The 14,165-nt window shown below is 35.9% G+C and carries 14 protein-coding genes; 8 read left to right on the top strand and 6 right to left on the bottom strand.

Annotation, left to right across the window (positions count from 1 at the left end; translation table 11 throughout):
- Positions 1 to 7 precede the first annotated feature (7 nt).
- The gene (gene pheS, locus M0R16_05810) at positions 8 to 1,030 is read right to left on the bottom strand and encodes a phenylalanine--tRNA ligase subunit alpha (GenBank protein MCK9612401.1); all 1,023 of its coding nucleotides are present in this window, start codon (positions 1,028 to 1,030) and stop codon (positions 8 to 10) included.
- A gap of 40 nt (positions 1,031 to 1,070) precedes the next feature.
- Positions 1,071 to 1,709: a peptidylprolyl isomerase gene (locus M0R16_05805; GenBank protein MCK9612400.1), complete on the bottom strand. Its 639-nt coding sequence runs from the start codon at positions 1,707 to 1,709 to the stop codon at positions 1,071 to 1,073.
- A 97-nt stretch (positions 1,710 to 1,806) separates the two neighbouring features.
- On the opposite strand from M0R16_05805, the gene M0R16_05800 reads away from it, so the two are divergent.
- Positions 1,807 to 2,172: a hypothetical protein gene (locus M0R16_05800; protein MCK9612399.1), complete on the top strand. Its 366-nt coding sequence runs from the start codon at positions 1,807 to 1,809 to the stop codon at positions 2,170 to 2,172.
- Positions 2,173 to 2,178: 6 nt separating this feature from the next.
- Here M0R16_05800 and M0R16_05795 read toward each other — a convergent pair whose 3' ends face one another.
- On the bottom strand, positions 2,179 to 2,760 hold the full coding sequence (locus tag M0R16_05795; GenBank protein MCK9612398.1) for a thymidine kinase: 582 nt from the start codon (positions 2,758 to 2,760) through the stop codon (positions 2,179 to 2,181).
- A gap of 80 nt (positions 2,761 to 2,840) precedes the next feature.
- Between M0R16_05795 and M0R16_05790 the strand changes: the two genes are divergently transcribed.
- The 3 genes from M0R16_05790 to M0R16_05780 all read left to right on the top strand — a co-directional run bounded on the left by M0R16_05790 (position 2,841) and on the right by M0R16_05780 (position 5,934).
- On the top strand, positions 2,841 to 3,605 hold the full coding sequence (locus tag M0R16_05790) for a hypothetical protein (GenBank protein ID MCK9612397.1): 765 nt from the start codon (positions 2,841 to 2,843) through the stop codon (positions 3,603 to 3,605).
- Between the two features lies 1 nt (position 3,606).
- Complete coding sequence (locus M0R16_05785) at positions 3,607 to 4,863, top strand: M28 family peptidase (GenBank protein ID MCK9612396.1); 1,257 nt, start codon at positions 3,607 to 3,609, stop codon at positions 4,861 to 4,863.
- Between the two features lie 201 nt (positions 4,864 to 5,064).
- Positions 5,065 to 5,934 carry a universal stress protein gene (locus M0R16_05780; protein MCK9612395.1) on the top strand — a complete coding sequence of 290 codons (870 nt, stop codon included), beginning with the start codon at positions 5,065 to 5,067 and terminating at the stop codon, positions 5,932 to 5,934.
- An 18-nt stretch (positions 5,935 to 5,952) separates the two neighbouring features.
- On the opposite strand, the gene M0R16_05775 is transcribed toward M0R16_05780, so the two are convergent.
- The 3 genes from M0R16_05775 to ileS all read right to left on the bottom strand — a co-directional run bounded on the left by M0R16_05775 (position 5,953) and on the right by ileS (position 11,191).
- Positions 5,953 to 6,624 carry a lipoprotein signal peptidase gene (locus M0R16_05775; protein MCK9612394.1) on the bottom strand — a complete coding sequence of 224 codons (672 nt, stop codon included), beginning with the start codon at positions 6,622 to 6,624 and terminating at the stop codon, positions 5,953 to 5,955.
- On the bottom strand, positions 6,621 to 7,028 hold the full coding sequence (locus M0R16_05770) for a TraR/DksA C4-type zinc finger protein (GenBank protein MCK9612393.1): 408 nt from the start codon (positions 7,026 to 7,028) through the stop codon (positions 6,621 to 6,623). The genes M0R16_05775 and M0R16_05770 overlap by 4 nt, the downstream gene beginning before the upstream one ends.
- Positions 7,029 to 7,780: 752 nt before the next feature.
- Positions 7,781 to 11,191 (bottom strand): isoleucine--tRNA ligase, encoded by a 3,411-nt coding sequence (ileS, locus tag M0R16_05765; protein ID MCK9612392.1) that lies wholly within the window; start codon positions 11,189 to 11,191, stop codon positions 7,781 to 7,783.
- A 440-nt stretch (positions 11,192 to 11,631) separates the two neighbouring features.
- Between ileS and M0R16_05760 the strand changes: the two genes are divergently transcribed.
- From M0R16_05760 to M0R16_05745, 4 genes are all read left to right on the top strand, one after another.
- Positions 11,632 to 11,949 carry a single-stranded DNA-binding protein gene (locus tag M0R16_05760; protein MCK9612391.1) on the top strand — a complete coding sequence of 106 codons (318 nt, stop codon included), beginning with the start codon at positions 11,632 to 11,634 and terminating at the stop codon, positions 11,947 to 11,949.
- Positions 11,950 to 12,132: 183 nt separating this feature from the next.
- Complete coding sequence (mscL, locus tag M0R16_05755; GenBank protein ID MCK9612390.1) at positions 12,133 to 12,549, top strand: large-conductance mechanosensitive channel protein MscL; 417 nt, start codon at positions 12,133 to 12,135, stop codon at positions 12,547 to 12,549.
- A gap of 22 nt (positions 12,550 to 12,571) precedes the next feature.
- Entirely contained in the window at positions 12,572 to 13,504 is a 933-nt protein-coding gene (locus M0R16_05750) for a DUF3078 domain-containing protein (protein ID MCK9612389.1), read from the top strand.
- 78 nt (positions 13,505 to 13,582) lie between these two features.
- Positions 13,583 to 14,107: an RNA methyltransferase gene (locus M0R16_05745; protein MCK9612388.1), complete on the top strand. Its 525-nt coding sequence runs from the start codon at positions 13,583 to 13,585 to the stop codon at positions 14,105 to 14,107.
- Positions 14,108 to 14,165 lie beyond the last annotated feature (58 nt).

Raw genomic sequence — 14,165 nt, 5'->3', positions numbered from 1 at the left:
TACTATTTCAAGGATTGCTTTCGAATTGCTTCAAAAAACGAATATCATTTTCTGAAAACAATCTCAGGTCTTTAATGGTATATTTTAAATTGGTTATACGTTCGATGCCCATTCCAAAAGCATAACCAGAATATTTAGCACTATCTATCCCGCAATTTTCCAATACGTTAGGGTCAACCATGCCGCAGCCCAAAATTTCAACCCAACCCGTTTTTTTACACATCTGACAACCGGAGCCCTTGCAGATGGTGCATGAAATATCCATTTCTGCGGATGGTTCGGTGAAGGGAAAGTAGGACGGACGCAACCTAATTTTGGTGTCAGCACCAAACATTTCTTTAGAAAAATACAGTAACGTTTGTTTAAGGTCCGCAAAAGAAACTTTTTTATCCACATATAGTCCTTCAACTTGATGAAAAAAACAATGAGCCCTGGCAGAAATAGCTTCATTTCGGTAAACTCGACCAGGCATTAGTGCACGAAGTGGAGGTTTTTGGGTTTGCATTAATCGAACCTGCACAGAAGAAGTATGTGTTCGGAGAACAATATCGGGATTTTGTTCAATAAAAAAAGTATCTTGCATTTCCCGGGCGGGGTGCCCTTCTTCAAAATTTAATGCAGTGAAATTATGCCAATCATCTTCAATTTCTGGCCCCTCGGCTATAGTAAAGCCTATTCTGGAAAATATTTGTATAATTTCATTTCGGATTATTGACATGGGGTGTCTTGAACCAAAACTACCAGAAAACGAATTTAAAGAAAGGTCTATATCATTTTCTTCTTGTGTTGCAGACTTATTTTGTGTTTCCTTAAGAAGGGCATATTTTTCATTTGCCTTTTGTTTTAACAGATTAAGAAGTTTGCCTGTTGTTTGCTTTTTTTCTTTTGGGGTTTTTTTAAATTCTTCAAATAAATGATTTACAATTCCATTTTTCCCCAGAAAACGAACTCTGAATTTTTCCAATTCATCAGGTGAATACGTACTAAAATTTTCAATTTCAACAATATAACGACTTATGTCGGTTTTCATTTTTAAAAAATTATGAATGATAATAGCTCAAGAATACCGCTTACTTAATTTCAGTAATGGTCATTTGAATGTCTTCAATGGGCTTGTCGCCAGCCTTAGTTTTCACTTCGGCAATTTTGTTAATTATTTCAAAGCCCTCAATGACTTCGCCAAAAACAGTATAATTGCCATCAAGATGAGGGGTTCCGCCAATTGTTTTATATGTTTCGCGTTCCTGTGCCGTAAATTTTCTATTTAAACGTTGCCCAAAAATGTCAAGTTCTGCATCCGTATAAATCTTTCCCTGAACGATATAAAACTGTGAACCCGATGACGCTTTTTGCGGGTTGACCTGGTCGGGCATACGGGCCGCAGCAAGAGCTCCCTTTTTATGAAAATATTTAGGAACAATTTCTGCAGGTATCGTATATCCCACATCTTCAGTTCCATTTGCTGCGCCGCCGCCCTGAATCATAAAAGAATTAATAACACGATGAAAAATGGAACCATTGTAAAACCCTTCCCGGACAAGCTTAACAAAATTGTCACGGTGCAGGGGTGTTTCATTATATAACTTTACAGTAATGTCCCCTAAATTTGTTTTAATTAAAAATTTAGGTTCACTTTGTGTTTCTGATTGCCCGAAACTGCTTGCTGATAACAATAATGCTATAAAAATGTAAAATATAATGTTTTTCATAAAATTTTTTTATTAAATTTGCCTTTATTTAGAACAAAATGTTTTTATTTGCGTAAATAAATTACTATACAAAAATAGAAAAAATAAATAATTAATCATGAAAATATTTACCCGAAAACGCCTTTTATTCGTGTTGGCAACGGTGAGCGTTGTTTTTTTTGTGGTTTTAGGCTGTAAAAAAGAAAACACAGATTGTACGGCCATAATATATGCCAAGTATCTTAACGACACACTGGTTACTCTTCCTTATGCCGATGTCATTATTGCTCCCCAATATCAAGATGTTAGGATTGACGGAAAAACTGACATAACCGGTAAATTTGAACATGTTTTTAAATACGAAGGGATTCTTGATGTTGTGGTATATAAAGTAAATACCGGCTCCAACGATTCTGTGTTGGGCAGAGGAGTTATCCGCCTAAAACCCGGCGAAACATCCACCAAAACAATTTTTGTAAAATAATTAGTTTTATTTTTCTGCTTGAATAGCATTTAGGTAACAACTCCTACAGAGGGGTTCGTATGTATCGCTTTCTCCAAGAAAGACAAGCTTGTCGTTTTGTATTTTCCGATGTGAAACATAGGCAAGATTGCCGCACCTGACACAAATAGCATGAACTTTTGTTACATATTCCGCCGTAGCCATTAATGCAGGCATTGGCCCAAAAGGCTTACCAAGGTAATCCATATCAAGGCCGGCAACAATAATCCGGACACCCCTTTCGGCAAGTATGTTGCAGACATTGACAATTTCGTGGTCAAAAAACTGAGCCTCATCAATACCCACAACATCAACATCTGTTGATAATAATAATATTTGAGATGATGACTGGACGGGAGTAGAATTAATAGAATTGTCATTATGAGATACTATACGCTCAATATCATATCTTGTGTCAATTTCCGGTTTAAAAATTTCTACAATTTGTTTTGCGTATTTGGCTCGTTTAAGACGACGTATTAATTCTTCGGTTTTGCCCGAAAACATAGAGCCACAAATAACCTCAATGTATCCTTTTTTATGTGTTTCGTTGTTTTTTTCTCCAAACATTACCGGATTGTTCAACTTTTTATAATTTTATACCTCATAATTGATACAAAATTAAAATTAACTGTTTAAAAAAATAAAATATGACTAAAAATCTTATTAAAGATGAAATAAGGCTGATTCTTGAAGCTCTTGCAGAGCAACACACAACAATATGCCAGCACGAAAAAAAAATTCCACAGATAGAACTGGATATTGTTTTGGCAAACATCAGAAATTTATATGACCGTTATGTTGACCTGGATAAATTGAACAAAAAACCCACAGAATTTGAAAAAAAAATATCACCAGAGATTGAATCAGGAAATGTTATTATAAAACAAGATAGCAACAAAAAAAACATCCAAGAAATAATCATTCAAGAGAAAAAAGTATTGCCGGATAAGGATATTTCTGAAGATTCAAAAAATTATTCAACAGAAAGAGGCAACATTTCACATCGCCACGAAGTAAATAAAAAAACAAAGACCGATAAAAGAAAAGGCGAAGATTTGTTTTCCATGTCGGATAAAGAAACACTGGCAGACAAATACAAAGAATCTTCACCATCGTTAAACGAGAAATTATTTTCTGAAAAAACAGACAAAACTGTGGCAGAAAAAATAGGAAAAGTTTCCATTCAGAATTTAAAGAGCGCCATAGGGATTAACGATAAATTTTTATTTATTAACGAGTTGTTTAGAGGAGATTTACAACTATATAACAAAACTATTGACACTATTAATTCTTTTACAAGTATTGAAGATACTACTGTTTACCTGGAAGAAATAAAAACAAATTTGGGGTGGGAAGAGGGTTCTGAAACCTATCAAAAACTGGAAGAACTCGTTATCAGAAAATTTTTATAAGATGAAAAATTTTTTTTTAATTTTCTGTGTTTTTATTTTTTCATTTCGAAGTGTTTATTCACAGGATATAATTTATGTAAGAAGCATAATTGACACACTATGCATGCAGGATATGTATGGCAGGGGTTATGTTAATGATGGGGAAAAAAAAGCCGCCGACTACATTGCCAGACAATTAAAAAAATTAAATACCCAACATTTTGGGGATGATTATTTTCAACCTTTTACGATTTCAATAAATACACTGCCCGGAGATTTAGAATTAAAGATCAACGACAAGCTTTTAATGCCTGGTGTGGATTATACTGTTGATCCAGACGCTCCAAATGTTGACACATCTTATGTTGCTTATTCTTTTCTTAATAACAAAACCTTATGTTCTCAAAGAACCGTTCAGAATTTTTACAATAAAGAGTTTAAGGAAAAATTAATAATTATTGATACCGGGTTTGAAAAAAATGACAGCGAAAAACTTCTTGAGGCCGAAGTAGTTATGAGAATAAATTATAATAAAAATATTTGGCGTGTTTCGAGGGCACAAAAACAAAACCATCAGGCCATAATAAACATCAGTAACAAAGCGCTGCCTAAAAAAATAAAAAAAGCAGAGATTAAGGTTCATGCTAAGTTTGAGGAAACTTACTCTATTCAAAATGTGGTGGGTTATTTTCCCGGAAAAGTTTATCCGGACACATTTATTATTGTTGGGGCACATTTTGACCATTTGGGAATGATGGGAAACAAAACATATTTCCCCGGGGCGAACGATAATGCCAGCGGTACAGCTATGGTGCTCGACCTTGCCAGGTTTTTTGCAGATACAGCTCATATAGGAAAATACTCTATTGCTTTTATGTTTTTTACCGGAGAAGAGGCCGGATTACTAGGTTCGGAGTATTATACAAAAAATCCATTATTTCCATTATCAAATATAAAGTTTATGTTAAATCTTGACATGATTGGTACTGGTAGCAATGGCATTAAGGTTGTGAATGGCAGCGTTATAAAAAAAGAATTTGAACGACTGAAATCAATCAACGAACAGCACGGATATCTGAAAACCGTAAGTGAAAGAGGGGAAGCCGCCAATAGCGACCATTATTTTTTTTACAAAAAAGGTGTAAAAAGCTTTTTTATTTACACCCTTGGCAATGAATATAAAGAATACCATACTCCGACAGATAAAGCGGAAGGGCTGCCGCTGACAAAATATAACGAATTATTTAAATTAATAGTGGATTTTATTAAATCTTTTTAAAAAAAATAATATAAGGCAACCCTTTGTTAAGTTCATACGTCATTATATTGTTAAACCCTAAATTATTTGAGGTCTTTGTACCAACCCTTTACAAAACCTCAAAGTCCCGTAATTCATGAAATAGCCCCGCAAGGGGCTGTTTCATTTTATAATGAATTCTTTTTGTACAAAGAAAAATCATTTTCTTATTTTTGTCTCATTATGACGGAAGAAAACAAGCAGAAACAACAAATATTGGTCCCTTATGATTTTTCGAAAGCAACAGATAACGCCTTATTGTGTGCCACGGAGCTTGCCGGCCTGTTTAAGTGCGAGATATGCCTGTTTCATACCATAAATAAAAAAATTTCAAAGTTTTATTCCGGAGAAAAACTATCCGAAGAGGTTGTAAGAAAAAAACTTACAATTATTGCAATGAATATTATTGAAACCCATAATATTCAAACAAATGTTTATTTTTTTAAAGAGGAAGTAGATAAAGTTATTAATAAAATTTATGAGCAAATCAACGCAATTGCTGTTGTATTCGGCATAAATGCGAAAAAAAAGCCCTATCATTATTTTACACCGGGAGACATTTCAACAGATTATCGCAATTTACGCATTCCCATAATAACAGTCCATGATGAGCTTAACAATAAAAGTTTTTTTAACAATATCATTTTAACTCTTGATTTTAATCGAGAATCCAAAGAAAAATCTGCCTGGGCTGGACATATCAGCACATTAAACAACACAAAGATTACCATACTAACCCGACATTATAATGACTCATATTTTGCCGCAGCACTTAGAAGCAATATGGCTTTGGTAAAAAAACTTTATGACAACCTTGGTGTTGTATATGAAATAAAAAACGAACCGGATATTAAATGTGATATTGATAAATATGCCGTAGATTATGCTTTTTATAATAAAGGCGAAATGTTGGTTGTTATGGCAACTAAAGAAATTGCAATTGACGATTTATTATTTGGCCTTAAAGAGAAGAAAATAATTAACAATAAGTATAAGCTTCCCGTAATGCTAATCAATCCCCGGGACGACTTGTATCTTCCCTGTGGTTGCTAAAAATTGATTTCTATAAAATCATTTCGCAGGTTCTGTTGTGTTTTTTTCTTTTCTATTTTGCGGAATTGACTTAAAAAGTCGTTTTTGAAAAATAATAAGGATAAAAACCCCAACAGTAATAGCCCCGTCGGCAATATTCCAAACCGGTTCAAAAAAAGTAAAAGGCTGTCCGCCCCAAAATGGAAACCAGTTTGGGAGCTTAATAGTGAATAAAGGGAAATAAAACATATCAACGACTCTTCCATATAGAAAATCAGCATATCCACCATTTTGAGAAAACATAACTGCTTTATCAAAGGGAGTACTTTCGCTAAATATTAAGCCATAAAAGGCGCTATCGAATAAGTTGCCTGCAGCACCTGCAAGTATTAACGATATTGTGACAATAAAAAATATGCTTGCATTTTTTTTAATAAGAGTATAGAGATACCAACAAATACCACCTATGGCAATGAGGCGGAATATGCTAAGAAAAATTTTACCATAATTGCCGGCAAACTCCATACCGAAAGCCATGCCATAATTTTCAACAAAATGAATTTGAAACCAGTTGAGCCCAAAAACATAAATTGTTTCTCCGAGAAAAAAATGTGTTTTAATCCAAATTTTTAGAAACTGGTCAATAAATAGTAAAACAAAAACTACAGATAACGATAATAGTAGTTTTTTTTGAAAATTACCGATTTTCACCTTAGTTTGCCCTGTTGGAGTTTTGCTTCCATACTAAGAGTAGCATGGGGTACGATTCTAAGTCGTTCCTTTGAAATAAGCTTGCCGGTAACTCTGCAAATTCCATAAGTTTTATTTTCAATACGCACCAAAGCATTTTCAAGATTTTTAATAAATTTTGCCTGACGCATGGCTAGCTGACTGTTTTCTTCTTTTGAAAGTACTTGTGAGCCTTCCTCCAGTATTTTGAATGTTGGGGATGTGTCATTGATGTCTTGGCCGGAATTATTAGAAAACGCTTCAGAAAGTATCTCATAATCACGTCTCGCTTCCTCAAGTTTTTTTAGAATGATTTCTTTAAATTCTTGAAGCTCTGCATCAGAATATCTTGTTTTTTGTGGCGTATCTTCATGTTTAACAGACAATTTAACTTCTTTTTTGGGTGCGTCTGCCTCTTTTTTGTTTTTTACTGAAGCGGCTGGTTTTTTTGTCTTAATTATGGGAACTTCTTTCTTAATCTTTTTACCGATTACAGGCCTTGCAACAGTTTTTTCTTTTTTGCCTGTTGTTTTTTTTGAACTTACAGGCTTTTTGGGAGCCGCTTTTTTAACAACAACTTTTTTATCCGAAGTTTTCTTAATCAAAGTTGTTTTTTTAACAACTTCTTTTTTTAAAGCGGGTTTTTTGCCCCCCAATTTTTTGTTTTGAATTTTGTTTTTCTTGGTGATTAAGGTTTTTTTAATTTCCTTTTTTATTGTTGCAACTTTTGGTTTTAATTTTTTTACAACTACTTTTTTAACTGTTGGTTTTTTTACAGAGGCTTTTTTAGCACTAACTACTTTAATAACAGGTTTTTTAGCAACGGCCTTTTTTACCACAATTTTTTTCACTGTCTTCTTAACAGGGACCGCTTTTTTGACCGGGTTAGTTTTTTTAACTATTAATTTTTTCTTTGTCACAGGTTTTTTTATTACCGGCTTTTTGGTGACGGCCTTTTTTACAGTGGTTTTTTTATTTCCCGCCTTAGCAAGCGGTTTTTTTTCTGCTTTTTTTTCTGTTGCTTTAGGTGCTGCTTTTTTTACAGCTTTCTTAGCAACAGTTTTTTTAACAACCTTTTTTTTAGCAACTACCGCTTTCGCTTTTGTTTTCATAGGTGTGTTTTTAATGTGGTTAAAAATTAAGCCTTTTCTATAGCAACAAAAGTACTGATTTCATCTGTAAGTTCCACAAGTTGTTTCTTTTCTGAAACATTGTCTTTCAAATCTATAGAAACGGCCAGAATTTCGTTGCAAATATATGAAAAATTATTTTTTACGGCGGACAACAAACCATTGCGCCTTTCAATTTCAACCCTGATTTTGTCAGTAACCTCAAACTTCAGGTCTTTTCTCAGGTTCTGAATCCGGTTAACCAGTTCTCTGGCAAGACCCTCTTCTTTTAAAGTTTCGCTGATGCTGATATCAAGAGCCACAGTTAAGTTGTCGTAGGTAGCAACTGCCCAGCCGGGAATATCTTCTGTGATAATTTCCACATCGCTGATTTCAAGAGTAACAGTTTCGTTCTCAAATTGCAGCGAATAGGTTTTGGCATTTTCAAATTCATTTATCTGTTCCTGTGTAAATCCAGCCAGTGCGGTGGCAATCTGCTTCATAAATTTGCCAAACTTAGGCCCGCATGCCTTATAATCGGGTTTAATCTTCTTAACAAGCTTGCCTACTGTGGGGTCAAGATATTCAATTTCTTTGACGTTGACTTCTGACAATATCAGGTTCTGCACCAAATGCAGTTGTTTTTCAAAGTTTTTATCCGGCACGGGAATCATTATCCTGCCCAGGGGCTGGCGAACACGGATGTTATGCTTTTTGCGCAGCGACAACACCATGGATGACACCTTTTGAGCCAGTTGCATTCTTTCCTCCAGCGCTTTATCAATAAAGGCCTTGTTTGCTTCGGGGAAATCGGCCAGATGAACTGAAATTGTAGATTTGCGTTGTGTAACGCTGTTTAGATCAATAAACAGACGCTCCATAAAAAACGGCGCAATAGGGGAGGCCAGTTGTGCAATAGTTTCAAGACAGGTATATAATGTTTGATATGCCGCTATTTTATCTTCGGTGTATTCGCCTTTCCAAAAACGGCGGCGGCAAAGGCGTACATACCAATTGCTCAGATATTCCTCAGTAAACTCCTGAATCAGCCGGCCAGCACGCGTGGGTTCATAATCGTTATAACATTCGTCAACATTAAGAATCAATGTGTTCAACTCTGACAATATCCACCAGTCAATTTCGGGACGTTTTTCCAGCGCTATTTCGTCTTCTGCATATTTGAAACCATCAATATTTGCATACAAAGCGAAAAAAGCATAGGTGTTATAAAGTGTGCTGAAAAACTTCCGCTGCACTTCTATAATGCTGTCGGAATATTGTTCAGTTATTTCGCCACAGGCATCTTTTTTTATCGTCCAGTCAAATTTCAGGTTGTCCCATGGTTGCGAGTTGGTAATCATATACCAGCGAGTTGCATCAGGGCCGTATTTATGGATGGCCTCAAAAGGGTCAACGGCATTACCTAAGCGTTTCGACATTTTATTGCCGTTTTTGTCAAGCACCAATCCGTTGGAAACCACATTTTTATAAGCTACCGAATCAAAAAGCGTGGTAGCAATAGCATGCAAGGTAAAAAACCAGCCACGTGTCTGGTCAACTCCCTCGGCTATAAAATCAGCTGGATAATTGTTTTTAAAAAACTCCTGATTTTCAAATGGATAATGGCATTGTGCATAAGGCATAGAGCCCGAATCAAACCATACATCAATCAGGTCGGGTTCGCGGAACATTTTTTTACCTGAGGTAGAAACAAGAATTATTTCATCAACATAAGGGCGATGCAGGTCAATGGTGTTGTAGTTTTCAGTAGAAAAATCTCCCGGAACAAACTTATCATAATTGCAATCCTTCATAAACCCTGCTGTCACCGATTTTTCAATTTCCTTTTTCAGTTGTTCTGCAGAACCGATGCATAATTGTTCGCTACGGTCTTCGCTGGTCCAGATAGGCAAGGGGACGCCCCAGTAACGTGAGCGGGAAAGGTTCCAGTCCACCAGATTTTCGAGCCAGTTGCCAAACCTACCGCTGCCGGTGCTTTCGGGTTTCCAGTTGATGGTTTTGTTCAGTTCAATCATGCGGTCTTTGCAAGCAGTGGTTTTGATAAACCAAGAGTCGAGAGGATAGTATAATATGGGCTTATCGGTTCTCCAGCAATGAGGATAGGAGTGTTCGTATTTTTCCGATTTAAACGCTCTGTTTTCTTTTTTCAGTTTGATTATGATGTCAATATCAACATTATTTTCTTCCTTGTTTACCGGGTTAGTGTCATATTCCGGCTTAACGTACCTTCCGGCAAATTCGCCCATTTCTTCTGTAAATTTTCCCTGCTTGTCAACCAAGGTCAGCGAACCGAGTCCGTATTGTTTTGCAGTCCGAAAGTCATCGGCGCCAAAGCTGGGGGCAATGTGAACAATTCCGGTGCCGTCTTCGGTTGTTACAAAATCGCCGACCACCACCTTAAAAGCATCGCCATCGTTGGGCTGGGCGTAGGGGAGGAGTTGCTCATAGCGTATACCCGAAAGTTCTTTACCTTTAAAGCTTGCCCGAATTTTATAAGGAATATTTTTATCTCCTTCTTTGTAATCTTCAATAACCAATTCAGCATTTTTTTCCGGGAAATATTTCTCTTTCAGCTCTTTTGCCAGAATAACGGTAATGGGCAGGTGTGTGTACTGATTGTAACTTTCAACAACATTGTATTCAATATCAGTGCCAACAGCTAACGCTGTATTTGAAGGAAGTGTCCACGGAGTTGTGGTCCAGGCAAGAATAAAAAGTTCTCCGTGAAGGTTTTTTTGCAAAACAGCAACCACGGGATGTTCGTTTGCAACGACTTTAAACTGTGCTACCACCGTATTGTCTTTTACGTCTTTATAGCATCCCGGGAGGTTTAATTCATGTGAACTTAATCCGGTTCCGGCTGCTGGTGAATACGGCTGTATGGCGTACCCTTTATATAAAAATCCTTTTTCGTAAAGCTTACTCAGTAAAAACCAGACAGATTCGATATATTTGTTATCAAACGTAATGTAAGGATTTTCCAAATCAACCCAATAGCCCATTTTTATTGTTAGTTCATCCCACTGGTCTTTGTATTTCATTACCTCTTTGCGGCATTGGTTGTTATATTCCTCAACAGTGATTGACTTTCCAATATCTTCTTTAGTGATTCCCAGCGTTTTTTCAACGGCAATTTCAATGGGCAGGCCGTGAGTATCCCACCCCGCCTTACGTTCAACCAAATAGCCCTTTAAGGTTTTATACCGGCAGAAAATATCTTTTATAGTCCGTGCCATCACGTGATGAATACCCGGCTGCCCGTTGGCAGAAGGTGGCCCTTCATAAAACACAAAAGGAGTTTTTCCTCTGCGGTTTTCCACGCTCTTATGAAAAATATCATTTTTTTCCCAGTACAGGTCTATGTCGGAAGCAATTTGTGTCAGACTTAGCTGTTTGTATTCTTTGTATTTGTTTTGCATAACAGTATTGCTTGTAGTAAGAAACGTGCAAAAGTAGCAAAAATTCGGCAAGGCAATATGCTTGTGAGCATGAAAATTATTACAATAAAAGTTTATTGCGAGGTTTTAACGTAATTATAAATAAACCAAAAATCGTCTGGTTATATAAACAAAGTCAATGTGCAGATGTTGCACAAAAAAGATTCAAACCAATTAATCAAGTAAGAACAAAAAAATAGTTCTTCTTAGTCTCTGCTTCCACAATTTCTATTTATTTATAATGAATTATCCGTTTACAAACGACTGTATCCGAATACAAATATTTAATAACCGAATAAGTATTTCGGGCAGATATTACTTTGCATCATCAATCGTTCATTGTAACGAAACATGTTTAACCTTAAATACTAATTATTATGGAAAGATAAATTAACAAAGTAGAATTAAGCGGATTTGCAGGCATGAATCCCGAAGTAGAAACTCTGACAAACGGTGCGCAGATGCTGCGTTTTTCATTGGCAACAAGCTCCAATTACAAAAACAGCAAAGAAGAATGGGTGTGCGAAACCACATGGCATAATATTGTGATGTGGGACAAGGTTGCCGAACTGGCGCTGGACAAAATTAAAAAAGGCACTTTTGTTAAAGTTACCGGAAAAATTGTAACCCGTCAATACACCGATAAAAACGACACCAAACACAATACTGTGGAAATACGCACCACATCTTTTGAGATTGTAGAAATAGCCAAAAAAGAAGCTACAGAAAAAGCCGCATAAACGATATATTTTGTAAAAGCCCTGCCAATTTTTGGTGGGGCTTTTTGTTTTAAATACCTTATAATCAGAGAAACCTTTTTAAAAAGAAATCGTTAAAAAGTATGTTGACATAAATTTATATAATAATTCATTTTACATTTTTTTAATTTTGCAAACCTAATTTAAAACCTTAAAATTATGAGCATTGTAAAAGAATTCAAAGAATTTGCCGTAAAAGGCAATATGATTGACATGGCCGTTGGAATTATCATCGGTGCTGCTTTTGGAAAAATTGTCAGTTCGCTCGTGAACGACATCATTATGCCGCCTCTCGGAAAGCTTTTGGGTAATGTTAATTTTACCGACTTGTATTATGCTATGGATGGTGTTGCCTATGAAAGTCTCGCCAAGGCTAAAGAAGCAGGAGCTCCTGTGTTTGCCTACGGCAATTTTATTCAGACAGTAATTGATTTTCTTATCATTGCTATTACTATTTTTATGATAATTAAGGGCATCAACAGAATGAAGAGAAAGAAAGAGGAAGCCCCTGCAGCACCCCCGGCACCCACAAAAGAGGAAACATTGCTCACAGAGATTCGTGATATTCTAAAAAATAAATAACTGATTTTTAAAATAATACTTCATGAAAAAATTATTAATTATTGTATTTTTCTTATCTGGGGCTTTGCTTTATGCCCAGGAAGATATTAAAAAAGTAGCCAATCCAATGGACAGAAGTGCGGGGGATTCAATAAAAGCGTGGACTATATTGGGAACTGCCGCATTGAATTTCACACAAGCTGCATTTTCAAACTGGGCTGCCGGCGGTCAAAATTCGATTGGGCTCGGAGCTCTTGCAAATTTTAAAGCAGATTACAAAAAGAAAAAGCATTCATGGAAAAACAATCTTGACCTCGCCTACGGTTTTCAGTTTTTAGGAACAGGCAAAGAAGCAGCTTTCACAAAAACCGACGATAAAATTGAATATACCACTTCTTATGGTTACGCAGTATCAAAACACTGGGATGTAACTTTACTGGTAAATTTCCGCACTCAGTTTGCCAATGGTTATAACTATCCTAACGATAGTGTGGAAATATCTAAGTTTTTATCTCCGGGGTACCTCGTAGCCGGTATCGGCATGAACTATGTTCCGGCCGAATATTTTCAGTTGTATTTGTCACCTGCAGCTGGCAGGTTTACATTTGTTTCAAATCCAACTTTGGCCAACGCCGGAGCATTTGGAATTGATACATCAAAGTTCAAGCACATGAAAGGAGAATTCGGCCCTTATATTCGCGCAGTCTTCAATAAAGAAATATTTAAAAACATAACACTGAACACTTCTTTGGAGTTGTTTTCGGATTACCTGAAAGATTTCGGGAATATTGATGTTAACTGGAATGTACTGATGGGCTTCAAGGTCAACAAATGGTTTTCTGCCACCCTGAATACACAGTTACTCTATGATGATGATGTTATGATAAAAAGCACACCATTATCACAAACTATAGGCCCTCGCACACAATTCAAAGAAGTGATAGGAATAGGAATTTCATATACTTTTAACCATTAAGAAACCCAAAACATTATGATTTTAAAACCTCATGTTATTATACATGGGGTTTTTTAATGTTGAAATACATTGTATTAGATGAGAAAAATACAGAACTCCGAATTAGGCAGATTAAGTGTCGAAGAATTTAAGTTTTCTGAGAAGTTTCCAATAGTGGTAATTTTGGATAATGTCAGGAGTATGAATAACATAGGCTCTGTTTTTCGTACCTGCGATGCTTTCAGAGTTGAAAAACTGATGTTATGCGGTATTACCGCCACACCACCTCACCGCGAAATACAAAAAACAGCCCTCGGAGCTACTGAATCAGTTATATGGGAATATTTTCAGAACACTTTAAATGCTATTAATTTTTTAAAGGAAGAAGGATTTGTCATCATCGTTGTCGAACAAACAAACAACAGTATAAGTTTGAATAGGTTTAATCCGGAAAAAACACGTAAATATGCTTTGGTTTTTGGCAATGAAATTAATGGTGTTGACGAGGAAATTGTCAAAATGAGCGATGCCTGTATAGATATTCCACAATTTGGAACCAAGCATTCGTTTAATATTGCTGTATGCGCTGGAATAGTTTTATGGGAATTTGTAACAAAAAAATAAAAAAGTAGTAAAAAAAGATTTAAACTCAAAAAAATACAAAAAAACGCAAGGTCTTTAA

It is taken from the genome of Bacteroidales bacterium (assembly GCA_023228145.1).
In the GTDB taxonomy this organism is placed as follows: Bacteria; Bacteroidota; Bacteroidia; order Bacteroidales; family CAIWKO01; genus CAIWKO01.
This window is presented reverse-complemented; position numbering and strand designations above follow the sequence as displayed.